Here is a 16400-nt window from a genome sequence, read left to right as displayed (position 1 = left end):
TAATGACTTCAAAAGTTACTTATCTGGGCGATCTGAGATCAGAATGTGAGCACCTGCAAAGCAAGTCCACCTTTATTACCGATGCTCCCCTTGACAACCAGGGAAAAGGAGAAGCTTTTTCTCCCACAGATACTGTTGCAACAGCACTTGCCAGCTGTATGTTTACCATTATTGGGATCAAAGCCAGGGATAACGGCTTAAAAGTAGAGGGGGCTTATGCTGAAGTTACCAAGACCATGGCTGCCGATCCACGAAGAATATCGGGCATAAAAGTTGCAATTACCTTCCCGGCTTCCTATGAAGATAAAGACAGGAAGATCCTGGAGCGTGCGGCTAAGACCTGTCCCGTGCTTTTCAGTTTACACCCTGACATCGTCCTGGACATAAGCTTTCATTATAAGCATGAAAAAAGCATTTTTTAGCACCTTATTAATTTTCTTTCTCGGCTTTAGCGCCAATGCTCAGCTGCCTGATAATCGTATTTCCTGGACTACTGATTTACTTACCTGGGAAAATTTTGCAGGTAAACCAGATCCGGCAAACCCTTTTCATGCCAATACCAGTTCGGGAATTTCCTATTCGTGGTCAATGAAACAAACCGGGATCAATATTGAATTTATTTATGAGGTGCAGTCTTATTTCCTGCCGGGAGAATCCTGGGTGAAACCGGGAAGGGATTCAGCTCACCTTCTGGCGCATGAGCAGCTTCATTTTGATATCACCGAACTACATGCCCGAAAATTGAGAAAGGCAATGGAAGAGGTTGATTTGAAAACACCAAACCTAAAACCGGCTTTACAAAGTATTTATAAAAATGTTGAATCTTCCCGGGCGGATATGCAACAACAGTTTGATTCTGAAACCCGTCACAGCATGGATGCAGAAACCCAGCTTAAATGGCAGAAATACATTAAGGAAGAGCTGGAAAAGCTTTCAGATTTTTCTTCTTAAAGCAGAGCGACTTCAGCTTTTGCGGCATTGAATTCAGCAATTATTTCCTTTACAATTTGAGCAGCGGGTTTAATGTCATGAATAAGTCCGGCGATCTGGCCTATTTCCAGTTCCCCTTCCTCGAGATCCCCTTCGAACATTCCTTTTTTAGCTCTTGCACGGCCTAGAAGTTCGATAAGCTGTTCCTTGGTCGGATTTTTTGAATAAAGTTCTGTTACCTGCTCAAAAAAGCGATTTTTGAGAAGCCTTACCGGCGCAAGTTCTTTTAAAGTGAGAATTGTATCTCCTTCCTTTGCTTTTACCACCAACTCCTTAAAATTTGGGTGTGATGAAGCTTCATCGCTGGCAACGAACCTGCTGCCAACCTGCACAGCATCTGCTCCCAGGACCATAGCGGCAAGCATTCCCCGACCGGTCGCAATGCCTCCGGCGGCAATAAGGGGAATTTTTATCTGTTCCCTGACCATGGGGATGAGTGTGAAAGTGGTGGTTTCGTCTCTCCCGTTGTGGCCACCGGCCTCAAAACCTTCGGCTACCACGGCATCTACTCCGGCTTCCTGAGCTTTTAAAGCGAATTTTACGCTGCTCACCACGTGTACCACTTTAATTCCTTTTTCCTGAAGATGTGAAGTCCAGGTCTTCGGATTTCCGGCAGAAGTGAAAACGATCTTCACGCCTTCGTCAATGATGATCTCCATGATCTGCTCCAGGTTGGGGTAGAGCATAGGGACATTTACAGCAAAAGGAAAGGAAGTCGCTTTTTTACATTTTTGGATGTGCTCCCGCAGCACTTCCGGATACATGGAACCGGCACCAATAATACCGAGTCCGCCGGTGTTGCTCACGGCACTGGCAAGTTTCCAGCCACTGGCCCAGATCATTCCGGCTTGTATCATGGGGTATTGTATGTTGAAGAGTTGAGTAATTCTGTTGGTCATAATCAGGTTGTATAAACCCTGTCAGGGGTTTGGAACCCTGACAGGGTTGGAAAGTTGTTTCGCGAAATTACGAAATTACTCCCGATCCAATTAATTCATCTTCCAGATACCAGGCTACGAATTGACCTTCGGTTATGGAAGCCTGTGGTTCGCGGAATTCAATATAAAGACCGTTTTCAGTTTGGTGAAGCGTAGCATCCTGCAGGGGTTGCCTGTATCGAATTCGAGCCTTTACCTGCATTTCGCCATTGGGAGCTAATTTAAGATCCTGCCTCACCCAATGAGTTTCATCGGGAGAAACGAATAAAGCCTTTCGATAGATCCCGGGATGGTCCTTTCCCTGCCCGGTATAGATCACATTCTCCTCCACATCTGTCTCGATCACAAAAAGCGGTTCTGGCGTACCACCAACTGCCAGGCCTTTGCGTTGGCCTTTGGTGAAATAATGTGCCCCCTGATGTCTGCCTACTTTTTTTCCTTCCGCAGGGTTATAGCTGTATTTCCTGGAAAGGTATTCCAGTTCTTCCTGTTTGTTCTGAAATTGAGGGGCTTCAGGTTGGTATTTAGCTTCAGTAGCAGAGATCTCTACAATATCTCCTTCTTTTGGCTGTAATTTTTGCTGAAGGAATTCCGGAAGTCTTACCTTTCCTATAAAACATAGGCCCTGAGAATCCTTTTTTTCAGCAGTAATGAGATCTTGTTCCGAAGCTATTTTTCGCACCTCGCTCTTTTGAAGTTCCCCAATTGGAAATAAGGTTTTTGCCAGCTGCTCCTGAGATAACTGACATAGGAAATAGGATTGATCCTTGTTATTATCCTTTCCGGAGAGCAGGCGGTAAACGGGTTTACCATTCACTTCGGCTTCTCCTTTGCGGCAATAATGCCCGGTAGCAACAAAGTCGGCACCCAGGGAAAGGGCGATCTTCATAAACACGTCGAACTTTATCTCCCTGTTACAAAGAACATCGGGATTAGGAGTGCGGCCGCGTTCATATTCATTGAACATATAATCCACGATACGCTCCTTATATTCTGCACTAAGATCTACTGTTTGAAATGGGATACCGAGTTTATCTGCAACCAGCATGGCATCATTGGAATCATCCAGCCAGGGACATTCTTTGGAAATAGTCACTCCTTCATCGTGCCAGTTCTTCATGAATAGCCCGATAACCTCGTAACCCTTCTCCTTTAAAAGATAGGCTGCAACACTTGAATCTACACCTCCCGATAAACCTACAACAACTCTTTTCATATTAATTTTCTCCTCGATCTTGAGTCTGCTAACAAGCGGCAAAATTACATAAAATTTGCCATTTTTCGAGGGAAAGGCATTTGAGGGATTAATGCAGGAAACAAAAAAAGCGGCACCGGGCCGCTTTCTCAAGATGTTATTTCTTCAGACTATTTTTCGAAGGTAAGTACTACCGGAAAAGTTTGAACTGAAGTATTGAAAGTGAATTTATTCGCTCCTGAGAAGTTTACAGTTCCATCAAATTCTCCCACGTCCGGAATAGTGATGGTATATGTTCCGTCGGAATTTTTTACCCAGTCTCCTGTACTGGAAACTGCAGCACAATTATTTTCAGAATCGTATAACGTCCAGTCTGCAGAACCGTTTGTAGAGAAAGTGATCTCTGGATTTTCGTCACAGGCAGAAAGATCCCATCCAGGAATAGTTGGATTCACTGCTGTTAGCTGCCAGGTTGCAACTATTGAATTTTCGGTTTCGCCACCGTCGTCGTCTTCGCTGCATGAGCTAAATAAGAAGAGTCCGAATGCGGCTAATAATAAAAGATACTTTTTCATAATGGTTTTAATTTTGAAAGACTAAAGTATTTAAATTTAATAAGAAGGTAAAAAGCTTTTTTAATTAGATTCTTTCGAAGGTGAAGATTAGGACCTTATCATTGGATCTGGTGAAGAAATTAAAGATATTTATACTCTCGAAATCTATTCTTCCTTCTGTTTGACCTATTTCCGGAAGAATCTCAATAGCATATTGATCATCTTCTAAATATTCCCAGCTGCCGGTGGAAACTTTTTCGATACAATCTGCCGCCGGATCATAATAAGTTGTTTTGATTAGGTTCTCTTCTTTTAATATGATACGGGTTTCCCTGGGGCAGGCGAAAGGATCGTAAACTGCATCATCATTTATTTCAATAAGCTTCCAATTCCCCTGGAGTTCTTCTCCCTCCTCTTTATCGTCAATTATACTACAAGAGGAGAGGGTACTGCAAGCTATGAGCAAAAGAAAAGATATTTTTAGTTTCATGGGGATAAGAGTTTAAAGAGGTTCAAAGATAAATCAATCCTTACGATTAAAAATAAAAAAGCAGGGAACAAATCCCTGCTTCTGAATATCGGTTGATCCTGGTTAAATTTGCCTGTTGAATGTAAAAACTACGTCAGTTGACGTTGTGAAAGTGAAGGAATTGGCCGAATTGAAATTTACTGTTCCGGTTACTTCTCCTAACTGCGGGAAATTCATGGTGTATTGAGAATTTCCATTGTCTTCCCAACTTCCTGAAGCAGTCAATAGGTCACAATTATTTTGTTCCAGGTAAAAATTTGAGCTCATGGAATTGTCTCCATTTACGCTTATGGTAGAACTATTGGTGCAGGCAGCAGGATTAATAACTGTGGGATTTACACTAACAAGGGTCCATTCTCCAATTATAGGGTTCTGGTCATTGTTATCATCATCATTGGTACAGGAAGTGGTGGCGAAAAGGCTTATTGCCGCGAAAAGGATTAAAAATTTTTTCATAACAGTGATTGTTGGTGAAGATTAACTTTAACCAATAATAAGAGAAAAAAAATTGTAATTAACTAAATATAAGTTAATTATATTTGAAAATAGCCATTTCTTAGGGGGGGTGGAGCCAAAAAATTAGGACATTTTTGTCGGGTAACCCCTATACTAATTCCCTATTAGTTATTTAAATTCTTTTTCCTCTTTCAACTGGCCATTTTCAAAATACTTCCAGATTCCTGAGTGTTTATTATTGCGATATTCTCCTTCACTCATTAATTCTCCCTTTCCGTTATAGAACTTCGCAGGGCCGTGTAGTTCTCCATTTTTATAGAGAAGGTCTTCCAGCACAACTCCTTTTACTGAAAAAAGCTTTCGGGGCCCGTGGAGTTCTCCGTTTACATAATTGGCTTCTTCGGCCAATTTGCCACCGGGATAGAAGATCTTTTTGGTGCCACTTAATTTTCCATTACTATAGGTCTCAATCATCATCACTTCATCTGAATCTTTATGATAATAGGTCCAAAGACCGGTACGTTGTTGGTTTACCAGATTACCCTCACTAATGGTCTTTCCTTTTTGGGTAAGGTATTTTCCCCTGACGGTATCTGAGGCAGGATCGAATTCCATAATCGCGGCAGGTTGTTTTAATCCTTCCTGATAAAACTTAAACAAACCTATTTCTTTTCCATGAACAAATTCACCCTCAAATTTCAATAGGTTATTGCTTTCGTCATAATATTCCTTCCACTCACCATGACGTTCTCCATTTTGATCATACTGATTAATAGAGGAGTCTTGCGCTGTAGATGCAAGTGTTGAGCAAAGGAAGGAGATGGTGAAAAATAAATTAAAAGCTCTCATGATTTTAAAAATTATTTTGTTTAAATAAGTTTAACTAAACTTAAACAGTATCTATTGATTTTGTAGTTTAACTTTGAACCTAACTTAATACTTAAATTGATTCTATATGAAACGTTTTCCAAACTTAGCAAAATTCACCACAGCTTTATTCCTTTTTATAGGCTTTACCGCCTGTAGTGATGACGATGACGCAGTGAACCCTGTTGTGGTCGAGACCAACACCATAGCCGACTTTGTTGCTTCAAATGACGATTATTCCTCTTTAGCTGCCGCCCTCGATGTGACCGGCCTTACCTCCACGCTCGATGGAACACAAAAGTATACTGTCTTTGCACCCGATAATGATGCTTTTGCAGCATTTTTAGAAGATAATAATTTTGCAACTCTAAATGATGTACCTGTAGACTTGTTGACTCAAGTACTGCTTAATCATGTGCAAATGGGTGAGTTGATGGCTGCCGATCTTTCTACCGGGTATATAGAAAGTATGGCTGTTGGAGGCGCTTCCGAAGAAAATCTTTCCATGTATATCAATACAGATGACGGGGTAATGATCAATGGAGTGGCAACAGTGACCACAGCCAACGTTGAAGCGGATAACGGAGTGATTCATGCAGTTGACGCTGTTATAGGTTTACCAACTATTGTGACTTTTGCGTTGGCCGATCCTACTTTTGATACGCTTGTAGCTGCTCTTACCCGGGAAGAAGATTTTCCTTTTGTAGGCGTGCTTAGCCAAACAGGAAGTCCGGCTCCATTTACTGTGTTCGCACCAACCAATGATGCTTTTATGGCTTTACTTGAAGAGTTGGAAATGGAGAACCTTGGAGATATTTCTTCAGATGTCTTGGCTTCCACTTTAAGTTACCACGTAGTTGCAGGTGCGAATGTGAGATCCACAAATCTAGAAGATGATATGGAAGTTAACACTCTTGCCGAAGAAGCTTTTACCATTAATCTTGGAGATAGTGCTGTGATCACGGATGCTAATGAAAGAACTTCAAATATTATCGCCACAGATGTGCAGGCAAACAACGGAGTGATTCACGTTATTGACACCGTACTTTTACCCACGATGTAGTTTTTCATAATTGTTGATAGGTTAAATAAGAAGAGCGCGGGATTTTTTCCCGGGCTCTTCTCTTTATAAAGAAATAAGATTTTACTTTTTTCCTTTTTGTTTTTGCTGTTGTTCTGCCTGCTCCATCATTTCCTGCATCTTACGTGCAAATTTCCCTTGTTTTTTAGGCTTCTTCTTGTTCTCCTGGATTTTTGCATGGATCTTGTCTTCATCGATGATAAAGTTCTTGATCACCAGCATGATCCCTATGGTAATAAGATTCGAAGTAAGATAATACAATGATAATCCACTCGCATAGTTGTTGAAGAAGATCAACATGAACAGCGGCGACAGATACATAATGAATTTCATATTTGGCATTCCGGGTTGTTGCATGTTCTGCATGCTTTGCCCTGTGGTCATCATCATATAGATAAAGATGGCGATTGATGCCAAAATTGGAAATAAGCTTACGTGATCTCCGTAGAACGGGATATAAAATGGCAATTGTGCTATTGTATCATAACTTGAAAGGTCATCTGCCCACAGGAATCCTTTTTGTCTTAGCTGAAATGCGCTGGGGAAGAACATGAACAAAGCATAGAACACCGGAAGTTGTACCAGCGCAGGAAGACATCCGCTCATGGGACTTGCTCCCGCTTTGCTGTACAGCTTCATGGTTTCCTGCTGCTTTTTCATCGGGTTATCCTTGTACTTTTCATTGAGCTCATTGATCTCCGGTCTTAGAACCTTCATCTTAGCCTGTGACAAATACTGTTTATACTGAACCGGAGAAAGCACAATCTTAATAAGGACGGTCATAAGGATGATCGCGAGCCCGTAGCCCATGTACTCGGTGATAAATGAGAACAACGGAATGAAAACGTACCTGTTGATCCACCCAAAGATACCCCAACCAAGTGGCAGGATCTCATCAAGGTTCTTGTCATAATCATTCAGGATCTTGTAATCGCTGGGACCATAGTACCAGTTCATATTATAGTTTAGTTCTCCTCCTTTTAATTCCAGAGGGAAGGTGGAAGCAAAGGCTTTGGTATAAACGGTGTCTACTTCTTCATCTTCTACAAGATCTTCAGAAACAAATTCCCCTTTTGCAAAAGGAGTATCGGTAAGTAGAATGGATGAGAAGAAATGTTGTTTGTAAGCAACATAGCTCACATCTTCAGCTTCCTCTGTTCCATCGGCTATATCATCATCATCCCCACCTTCATATTCGAATACGAGTTTGGTATATCGGTTTTCGTAAGGAATACTTTTAGCATGGCGATACCCTTTTAATTTCCAGTCCAGGGTAAGTGGGGCTGTAGAATTAAAGACGTCATTCAGGCCCTGACTTCTTATGCTGAAGTCCATCATGTATTCTCCCGGCTTCAGGACGTAACGGTATTCCAGAAATTCATTTGGAGATACCTTCAGTTTCATGGAAACAACGGTGTTTTCTCCATTTTTGGTAACCGTAGGTTCAAAATACATGTCCTGTGTATTCAGCACCCGCCCGTCTGTAGTCGTGAAGCTGATGTTAAAGGCGGCATTATTGTCCTTTACCAGGTAAACCGGGATAGAATCATAGGTCTTATAATTCTTCATTTTTGCCTCGGAAATATATCCTCCTTTATTGGTAATGCTGAGTTCAAGTACGTCGTTTCCTACTGTGGTTTCGGCATCTGAAGCCGAAGGTAAGGTAGCTGAATATCCAAAAGCTCCCAATCTACTCGCTGCCTGGGCTACCGCGGCAGAATCTGAAGGTATTGCTTCAGGTTGTGCAGTTGCCTGGGAGACATCCGGAGTTGTAACCTGTTCTGTTGTGGTTTGTTCTGCTTCGTCGGGAGCAGAAGGATTCATGTACAACATCCAAAGCAGGATCCCTCCAATTAATAGAAATCCTATAAGGGAATTGATATCTAATTTTTTTTCTTCCATTCTAAATTTAAATAAAGGCGAAATTTTTCCGCTGTCTTTGCCTGGTCAATAATGCGGCCAAAAGAGGCTACTGTGCCAGGCTGGCATTCTTTTTTTTCTGTGAATATTCTTTTGCAGCTTTAATAAAGGCTATAAAAAGAGGGTGCGGATTCGCAACCGTACTTTTATATTCAGGATGATATTGTACTCCCACAAACCACGGATGATCGGGGATCTCAACGATCTCCACCAGGTTTGTTTTAGGATTCACCCCTGTGCTACGCAATCCATGTGATTCAAGTTGAGAAGCATATTGGTTGTTGTATTCATACCTGTGGCGGTGTCGCTCGAAGATCTGGTTAGTTCCATAAACTTCTTTGGCAATGGAATCATCTTTTAAAGTACATTCCCACGAACCTAATCTCATGGTTCCACCCAGGTGGGTGATCTCTTTTTGTTCCTTCATGAGATCTATCACCGGGTGAGGGGTGGTAGGATCCATTTCTGTAGAGTTTGCATTACGCAACTTAAGAACGTTTCGCGCAAACTCGATCACTGCCATTTGCATTCCCAGGCAGATTCCCAAAAATGGCATTTTATGCTCCCTTGCAAATCGCACCGCATCGATCTTTCCTTCAACACCTCTTTCCCCAAATCCCGGGGCTACAAGTATTCCGTCAAGATGGGAGATCTTATTGTTTATTGTCGAGTCGTTGATAAATTCTGAATGAATACTTTCAATATTCACCTTCACCTCGTTGGCAGCTCCTGCATGAATAAAAGCTTCCAGAATGGATTTATAAGAATCCTGAAGCTCCACATATTTCCCTATTAGCCCGATAGTAACTTCGTGCTTTGGATTTTTGTGTCGCTTTAAAAATTCATTCCACTGGGTAAGATTGGGCGTGGTATCATCCGGAAGGTTAAGTTTCTTAAGTGTTACCCTGTCCAGGCCTTCCTCCAGCATCATGTTTGGAACATCATAAATTGTGGAAGCATCGATAGACTGGATCACGGCTTCCTGCTTTACATTACAGAACAACGCCAGTTTTCTTCGAATATCATCAGAAAGCTCATGTTCTGTGCGACATACCAGGATATCTGCTCTCAAACCACTTTCCATCAGCGTCTTTACACTGTGTTGGGTGGGTTTGGTTTTTAATTCTCCTGCAGCCGATAAATATGGCACAAGGGTAAGGTGGATCACCAGAGCATTATCATCTCCCAGTTCCCATTTAAGCTGTCGTACAGCTTCAATATAGGGGAGAGATTCAATATCACCCACGGTTCCGCCAATCTCGGTGATTACAATGTCGTATTCATGATTCTTTCCGAGTAGCTGCACCCGCTCCTTGATCTCATTGGTGATGTGCGGAATCACCTGCACCGTTTTTCCCAAAAATTCTCCCCGCCGTTCCTTTTCGATCACACTTTGATAAATTCTTCCGGTGGTCACGTTATTGGCCTGGGAAGTATTCACATTAAGGAATCTCTCATAGTGTCCCAGGTCAAGGTCGGTTTCTGCACCATCTTCGGTCACATAACATTCTCCGTGTTCGTAGGGGTTCAGCGTTCCGGGGTCGACATTGATATAAGGGTCCAGTTTCTGAATAGTGGTCTTGTACCCGCGTGCCTGCAGTAATTTTGCCAGGGAGGCGGCAATAATGCCTTTTCCCAGGGACGAGGAAACTCCGCCGGTGACAAAAATATACTTGGTTTCAGCCATTTTAGAGAGGTGTTTGGTGCGTCAATTATTCAGGGCGCTAAATTACGAAGAAGAATAGAAAAAGAAACCATTTGCAGGAGAATATGTTAGCAAAACCTTAAGACTTCCTGCAGCCCTAAAAATGCCGGTTCTGAAGCCTATTTTGGATAGCGTTGTCTTATGCTGCGCAGGATATCTTCCATCCCGTTCACTTTTAGGTCCAGCACCTGTTGGAGCAGGTCTCCGGTTTTTCCCTTCGGAAATCCCTGTTGCCTGAACCAGACCAGGTAAAATTCAGGCAATTCCGAAAGATAACGCCCTTTGTATTTGCCAAAATGCATTTTGGCATGAGCCAGTTCTATCAACGCCTTGTGATCGGGTTTAAGTTCCATGGCCGAAAGGTCTTAATAATGGTAAAATTTATTGATGTTTTTTCTGAAAGATTTCAGGCGGAATGGGACTTTTAAAAGGTTAAAATCTTGGTAATTAAATTCAGGTTAAGAAGCGGACTTTCGGCTTTTAATTAACTTCCGCAAAAATCAGAGAAATGGCCGTTATAGGATCAATTATTAAAGGATTAATTCATGCAAGAGATGCAGTGGTTTCTGAACCCGATGCTGTTGAAGCTCAGGAAAAGGTTTTGAGAGACCTTCTTGAAAAAGCAAAGGATACTGCTTTTGGACAAAATTATAATTTTGAAGAGATCCTTGGTAGTGAGAATGTAAAAAAGGCTTTTGCTGAAAAAGTCCCTTATTTTAATTACAACAAAATCAATGAGGAATGGTGGAGCAGGATGCATGCGGGGGAAGAAAATGTTACCTGGCCGGGGAAGCCGCCATATTTTGCACTAAGTTCGGGAACCACCGGAAAATCCAGTAAAAGGATTCCGGTAACAGATGATATGGTAGAAGCCATTCGTCAAACCGGGATCAAGCAGGTAGGATCTCTGGCGAACTACGAATTGCCGTCAGATTTTTTTACAAAGGAGATCATGATGCTGGGGAGTTCTACAGATCTTAATAAGGTGGAAGACCATGAGGAAGGGGAGATAAGTGGGATTAGCGCCAGCAATATTCCTTTTTGGTTCCGGAATTTTTATAAACCCGGAGTAGAAATATCACAGATAGAAAATTGGGACGAGCGGGTCCTGGAGATTGCAAAAGAGGCGAAGAACTGGGATATTGGAGCTATGTCCGGCATTCCTTCCTGGACCGAGTTAATGATCAAAAAGATCCTGGAATATCATAATGCGCAGAATATTCATGAGATCTGGCCAAATCTAATGGTCTATACCACAGGCGGAGTGGCCTTTGAACCCTATGAAAAAGCATTTGAGAAACTCGTGGCTCATCCGCTTGTGGTGATCGACACTTACCTTGCTTCTGAAGGGTTCATGGCCTTCCAGTCCCGTCCCGAAACTCACTCGATGAAGCTGGTAGTGGACAACGGGATCTATTTCGAATTTGTTCCCTTTAAACCTGAATATATTGCTGAAGATGGTTCCATCAAACCTGAAGCCCCTGTTGTGCTTTTAGAAGATGTAGAGCCCGAAGTAGATTACGTGCTGCTTATCAGCACTGTATCTGGGGCGTGGAGATACCTTATAGGAGACACCGTAAAATTTACAGATGTTGAAAGGCACGAGATCAGGATCACCGGAAGGACAAAATTCTTCCTTAATGTGGTAGGGTCTCAATTGTCCGTCAACAAAATGAATGATGCTGTGAAGGAACTGGAGCAGCAGTTTGATATCACCATTCCGGAATTTACAGTTGCAGCTGTAAAGAATTCCGAAGGAGATTATATCCATAAATGGTATTTAGGAATTGAGGAAGGAAAAGCAGGAGAGGAAGAACTCGCCGAAGCGCTGGATAAAGAACTTAAGGCGGCAAATAAAAACTACGGTGTAGCCCGAAGTAAAGCCTTAAAAGGAGTGGAAGTAGTTGCCGTTTCTCCCAAAGTTTTTACCGAATGGAGCGCCACCAACAAAAAGAAGGGCGGACAGGTAAAAATGGAAAAGGTGATGAACGAAGAAAAATTTGCGGAGTGGGAGGAATTTGTGAGTTCAATGAACAATAAACAATAAACAATTAACAGGGAATAATTAGCAGTTACCCATCATCAATGGTAACTAGGATAGGCGATCGTCAATGGACGGGAGTTTAGTCTAACACCCTGTCTAATAATTTTACTAAATACACACTATTCTACAATATACATATTCAATATACAATATACATTGATTTAGCTTTCCGGTTCTTCTTCTAATTCTAAAATAAGTTCTTCATCTAATTCCGCCGCAACTTCTTCATCCAGGCCATTTACTAGTACCAGGATCTCCTGGGGAGAGAGGTAAAGGCGGGCTTTTCTTTTCTTATAGGATTCGGACAGACCGGAGTGGTTAAGAATAAAATCTTTCGTTGAAAAAATATAATTGCCCATCCCGTGATTTATAGCGTGGGTATCTGCTGTTCGTTCAGCTTTTTTGATAAATTTTTCTGAAGCAATATATCGGGTTCCAAATATCACCAGTCCCATTGCCGATTTATCTGTATAATCTACAATATGTCCCAGCTCGTGACCCAACCAGCCGATAAGGACTTCTAAAGGCACATCGGCCATAGAAAATTCTTCGTCCTCAATGAGAAATTTATTACTCATAAAAACATAATAGCCACGGTTTTTTTTGCTTTTGAACAGATTAGAGAATTTTGGCTGTGCCTGCATAAAGGCATTTTTGATGTTGCTTTTATATCTAAACTCTATTTCTACCTCTTCGAGTTCATGATAATGTGAGAGGGCGATGGTCGCTTCCTCCAGAATGGTTTTTGGAATTGTTTTATTTCCCCGGTGAACAGTTTTATTCTCCTGATAATTTTTCTTTGCAGCACAACTCCAATTCCCTGCGAGGAAAGGTAAAATCAACGTGAAAAAAATAATTTTTTTAATGGATCTGGGGAATTTTAATTTTTGTAAATCCTGAAATGAGAGGTGCCAAAAGAAACCGGATTTTTTAAAAATTTTCATAGAAGAGGGGCTGCGTGCTGGTTAGAGAAATTTAATAGTTAGTAAATCAACCAGCGTGCCACAACCTATGATGGTCTCCCTTTTTCAGGAATATTATTTCAGGGAAAATCGTGGTACTAACTCTAAAGAAAATTTCACATTACTCATTACTCATTACTCATTACTCATTACTCAATCACCCTCCTTCCCGTTCCGCTTCTTCCAGGTCTGCTTCCAATTTGTTGACCAGCACCAGGATCTCGTCAGGCGAAAGATAAAGTCTGGCAATGCGTGCCTTGTAGGAATCTGAGAGATGGGAATGGTTCAGGATAAAATTCTTGGTGGCAAGAATATATTCTCCCATGCCGCCTTTAACAGCGAATGTATCGGCAGCGCGTTCGGCTTGTTTAATGTAATTGGCAGAAGTGATATACCTTAAGCCGAAGATCACCAGCCCCATAGCCGATTTATCGCGGTAATCCATAATATGTCCAAGTTCATGCCCCAGCCATCCAATGAGAACTTCCGGAGGCACGTCGGCCATAGAGAATTCTTCCTTTTCAATAGCAAACTTACTGCTCATAAAGACATAATAGCTTCGATGTTTCCTGCCCTTAAAGAGGTTGCTAACTTTTGGCTGTGCCTGCATGAACGACTTCTTGATATCCTCCTTGAACTTAAACTCTATTTCCACATCTTCCAGTTCGGGATAGTAAGAAAGCGCGATCTTAGCTTCATTCAAAATACTTTCGGGAATTATCTTATTTTTCTGATATACGATCTTTTTTTCTTCCATGTCTTTTTTTGCTGCACAACTCCAGTTTCCCGCAAGTAGGGGAATCATTATAAGAATCAGGTACAAAGGTCTTTTCAAAATAACAATATGATTTTTCGGCACGTCCATTCAATATAAAGTTTCCTTAATTCAATTATTTGAAACTTTTCCTAAAATGTGGCGTAGCAGATTGTTTTTAAGTAATTTAATGCTAAACCAGTTAAGACATACATTATGCCAGAGCTTCCCGAGATCACCCTCTTTAGAAATTATGTACGAGAAACCTCCTTAAAAAAGACCATTAAAAAGATCGATTTTCCCGAGTCCTCCCTGCTTCAGGCTCCTGCTGAAGACTTCAAAAATGAACTTATCGGTAAGAAATTCCAGGCTGCGGAAAGGTTAGGCAAATACCTGGTGATCACCACCACAGGTAGCCCTTCCCTTATCTTTCATTTTGGAATGACCGGAAAGTTGGAGTATTATTCAAACCAGGATCCGCCGAAATATTCCAAGATGATACTTTATTTTGAAGATGATTATCGTTTGGCTTTTACCTGCAGGAGAAAACTGGGAAAGATCTATTTAACTGAAGATCTTGAGTCATTTAAGAAGGAGAATGAGCTGGGGCCCGATGCATTGGAAATTTCTGAAAAAGAGTTTCTGAATTTACTGGAGGAAAAAACCGGAGCCATAAAAGCCGTACTAACAGATCAACATGTGATCTCCGGGATAGGCAATGTATATTCAGACGAAATGTTGTATCAGTGTAAGATACACCCCAAGACAAAGACCAGTGAAATTTCAGCTTCAGATAAAAAGAAGCTATACAAGAAGATGAAGCATGTATTAGAGATGGCCATTGACAAAGAGGGGGTGAGAAAGGATTTTCCGAAGACATGGATGATACAACATCGCAAGGATGGAGCCGATTGTTCCAAATGCGACGGAAAGGTAAAAAAGATCAAAGTAGGAGGGCGGAGTACCTATTTTTGTCCCACCTGTCAAAAAGAGGAAGGATGAAGGTGCACATTGGCTGTTCGGGATATAACTATAAAGAGTGGCGGGGGCCGTTTTATCCACAAAAACTGGCGCAAAGAAAGTGGCTTGAGCATTATGCTTCAGTCTTTGATACGGTGGAGATCAATAATACATTTTACAGATTTCCGAGGGAGTCAATGCTGGAGAATTGGGCAGCAACTGTAGATAAGAAATTTCAGTTTACCCTAAAGGGCCACAGGTTTGTAACGCACAGGAAAAAATTAAAGGAGGCTGCACGTCCGGTTAAGGATTTCGAGGTCCTGGCAAAAATGCTTAAAGAAAATCTTGGCTGCATTCTTTGGCAATTGCCGCCCAATCTCCACAGGAATGATGAAAAACTGGAGGAGTTCTGCGACATCCTTGATCCTTCATTTAAAAATGTAATCGAATTTAGACATAACTCCTGGTATGAGCCGGAAGTTTATAAGATCCTGGAGAAAAACAAAATCATTTTCTGTGCTATTTCCAGCCCGGAATTTCCCGATGATCTCATCACGACAGGTAAAACAGGTTATTTACGCTTTCATGGCACCTCAAAGAACTGGTATGACCATCTTTACTCTAAAGATGAATTGAAGGAGTGGCATAAAAAGATCACAGACAGCGGACTCAAAGAGATCTATATCTATTTCAATAATGATATTCACGCCCATGCTCCCAAAAATGCTGTTCAGCTAAAAGAGCTTTTTGGACAGGATTAGATTTCGATCTGCATACCATCATACGCCGGGATCAATTCAACGTCTGCTTCCATAGATTTGATCCATTCTTTGCTTTCTTCAGCCTTGTTCTCAAAGAACCATTCCCCATAATGGCAAAAAGCGATTTTGGGGGAAAGCGGACTCAGTAATCGAATAAGATCCGGAATGCCCGTATGGCCAAAAATTCGGTCTTTTTTGCGGTTTATCCTGCCACCTTTTTGGATAAAAGTGGCTTCAGTAATTACCAGGTCCAGGTTTGATATTTCAGCAAGATTTGCTTTTTCGATCCAGGCAACATCACCTGTAATAAAGACTTTTTTTTGCCCTTTTTGAATAATATACCCTAAAGACTTCAGCCTTAAGGCATGGATCACGGGCACAGGAGTGAATTTGTAGCCATCAATCTCAAAGGGTCCTGTAATGACCTTGAGTTGCGGAATTAGCTCGTGAGCTTCGGGTCCAAAAAGGGGAATTTTTGGAGAGAATTTTTGTTTTTCGGGGACAAAGAAAGCATGATCGGGATGAAAATGGGTGAAAACGACAGCTTCCGGCCTGTAATCCATATATTTTTCCTCTCCCACATCTACCAGTATCTTTTCATCAATTAAAAAACCCGTATGGTTCACATGATCTTCAGCTTTGGGTTCAATTTTTCCGCGGGTTCCAAGTATCCTGATCTTCATA

18 protein-coding genes are annotated in these 16400 nt (G+C 41.6%); 6 read left to right on the top strand and 12 right to left on the bottom strand.

Going from position 1 to position 16400, the window contains the following annotated elements:
* Positions 1-2 precede the first annotated feature (2 nt).
* Both CRO16_RS14560 and CRO16_RS14555 read left to right on the top strand, forming a co-directional pair.
* A complete protein-coding gene (locus tag CRO16_RS14560) occupies positions 3-422 on the top strand; it encodes an OsmC family protein (RefSeq protein WP_097057118.1) in 420 nt (139 codons plus the stop codon).
* Positions 403-951: a DUF922 domain-containing protein gene (locus CRO16_RS14555; protein WP_097057117.1), complete on the top strand. Its 549-nt coding sequence runs from the start codon at positions 403-405 to the stop codon at positions 949-951. Before CRO16_RS14560 ends, CRO16_RS14555 begins: the two co-directional genes overlap by 20 nt.
* Here the strand turns inward: CRO16_RS14555 and CRO16_RS14550 are convergent.
* The 6 genes from CRO16_RS14550 to CRO16_RS14525 all read right to left on the bottom strand — a co-directional run bounded on the left by CRO16_RS14550 (position 948) and on the right by CRO16_RS14525 (position 5511).
* Positions 948-1889: an NAD(P)H-dependent flavin oxidoreductase gene (locus CRO16_RS14550; RefSeq protein ID WP_097057116.1), complete on the bottom strand. Its 942-nt coding sequence runs from the start codon at positions 1887-1889 to the stop codon at positions 948-950. The genes CRO16_RS14555 and CRO16_RS14550 overlap by 4 nt on opposite strands.
* 67 nt (positions 1890-1956) lie before the next feature.
* Complete coding sequence (gene mnmA, locus CRO16_RS14545; protein ID WP_097057160.1) at positions 1957-3144, bottom strand: tRNA 2-thiouridine(34) synthase MnmA; 1188 nt, start codon at positions 3142-3144, stop codon at positions 1957-1959.
* 149 nt (positions 3145-3293) lie between these two features.
* Positions 3294-3698: a lipocalin family protein gene (locus CRO16_RS14540; protein ID WP_097057115.1), complete on the bottom strand. Its 405-nt coding sequence runs from the start codon at positions 3696-3698 to the stop codon at positions 3294-3296.
* A 64-nt stretch (positions 3699-3762) separates the two neighbouring features.
* Positions 3763-4167: a lipocalin family protein gene (locus CRO16_RS14535; protein WP_097057114.1), complete on the bottom strand. Its 405-nt coding sequence runs from the start codon at positions 4165-4167 to the stop codon at positions 3763-3765.
* A 102-nt stretch (positions 4168-4269) separates the two neighbouring features.
* Positions 4270-4662 carry a hypothetical protein gene (locus CRO16_RS14530; RefSeq protein WP_097057113.1) on the bottom strand — a complete coding sequence of 131 codons (393 nt, stop codon included), beginning with the start codon at positions 4660-4662 and terminating at the stop codon, positions 4270-4272.
* 168 nt (positions 4663-4830) lie between these two features.
* On the bottom strand, positions 4831-5511 hold the full coding sequence (locus CRO16_RS14525; protein WP_097057112.1) for a toxin-antitoxin system YwqK family antitoxin: 681 nt from the start codon (positions 5509-5511) through the stop codon (positions 4831-4833).
* A 106-nt stretch (positions 5512-5617) separates the two neighbouring features.
* On the opposite strand from CRO16_RS14525, the gene CRO16_RS14520 reads away from it, so the two are divergent.
* On the top strand, positions 5618-6592 hold the full coding sequence (locus CRO16_RS14520; RefSeq protein ID WP_097057111.1) for a fasciclin domain-containing protein: 975 nt from the start codon (positions 5618-5620) through the stop codon (positions 6590-6592).
* Between the two features lie 81 nt (positions 6593-6673).
* Here the strand turns inward: CRO16_RS14520 and yidC are convergent, their stop codons facing one another.
* The 3 genes from yidC to CRO16_RS14505 form a co-directional block, all read right to left on the bottom strand.
* Positions 6674-8512: a membrane protein insertase YidC gene (gene yidC / locus CRO16_RS14515; protein ID WP_097057110.1), complete on the bottom strand. Its 1839-nt coding sequence runs from the start codon at positions 8510-8512 to the stop codon at positions 6674-6676.
* Between the two features lie 67 nt (positions 8513-8579).
* The gene (locus tag CRO16_RS14510; protein WP_097057109.1) at positions 8580-10217 is read right to left on the bottom strand and encodes a CTP synthase; all 1638 of its coding nucleotides are present in this window, start codon (positions 10215-10217) and stop codon (positions 8580-8582) included.
* 137 nt (positions 10218-10354) lie between these two features.
* Positions 10355-10588, bottom strand: coding sequence for a DUF3820 family protein (locus CRO16_RS14505; RefSeq protein WP_097057108.1), 234 nt, complete (start codon positions 10586-10588; stop codon positions 10355-10357).
* 155 nt (positions 10589-10743) lie between these two features.
* On the opposite strand from CRO16_RS14505, the gene CRO16_RS14500 reads away from it, so the two are divergent.
* Complete coding sequence (locus CRO16_RS14500) at positions 10744-12282, top strand: GH3 family domain-containing protein (protein WP_097057107.1); 1539 nt, start codon at positions 10744-10746, stop codon at positions 12280-12282.
* A gap of 158 nt (positions 12283-12440) precedes the next feature.
* On the opposite strand, the gene CRO16_RS14495 is transcribed toward CRO16_RS14500, so the two are convergent.
* Together CRO16_RS14495 and CRO16_RS14490 are read right to left on the bottom strand one after the other, a co-directional pair.
* On the bottom strand, positions 12441-13121 hold the full coding sequence (locus tag CRO16_RS14495; RefSeq protein WP_317042534.1) for a hypothetical protein: 681 nt from the start codon (positions 13119-13121) through the stop codon (positions 12441-12443).
* A gap of 277 nt (positions 13122-13398) precedes the next feature.
* On the bottom strand, positions 13399-14046 hold the full coding sequence (locus CRO16_RS14490; protein WP_245859064.1) for a M48 family metalloprotease: 648 nt from the start codon (positions 14044-14046) through the stop codon (positions 13399-13401).
* A 165-nt stretch (positions 14047-14211) separates the two neighbouring features.
* On the opposite strand from CRO16_RS14490, the gene CRO16_RS14485 reads away from it, so the two are divergent.
* A complete protein-coding gene (locus CRO16_RS14485; protein WP_097057106.1) occupies positions 14212-14997 on the top strand; it encodes an Fpg/Nei family DNA glycosylase in 786 nt (261 codons plus the stop codon).
* On the top strand, positions 14994-15716 hold the full coding sequence (locus CRO16_RS14480) for a DUF72 domain-containing protein (RefSeq protein ID WP_179670554.1): 723 nt from the start codon (positions 14994-14996) through the stop codon (positions 15714-15716). The genes CRO16_RS14485 and CRO16_RS14480 overlap by 4 nt, the downstream gene beginning before the upstream one ends.
* On the opposite strand, the gene CRO16_RS14475 is transcribed toward CRO16_RS14480, so the two are convergent.
* The gene (locus tag CRO16_RS14475) at positions 15713-16399 is read right to left on the bottom strand and encodes an MBL fold metallo-hydrolase (RefSeq protein WP_097057104.1); all 687 of its coding nucleotides are present in this window, start codon (positions 16397-16399) and stop codon (positions 15713-15715) included. The genes CRO16_RS14480 and CRO16_RS14475 overlap by 4 nt on opposite strands.
* Position 16400: the final 1 nt, after the last annotated feature.

The sequence above is a fragment of the Salinimicrobium sediminis genome (genome assembly GCF_900215295.1).
Taxonomy (GTDB): Bacteria; Bacteroidota; Bacteroidia; order Flavobacteriales; family Flavobacteriaceae; genus Salinimicrobium; species Salinimicrobium sediminis.
Note: the sequence above shows the minus strand (reverse complement) of the source record. Positions and strands in the feature narration are given on the sequence as shown.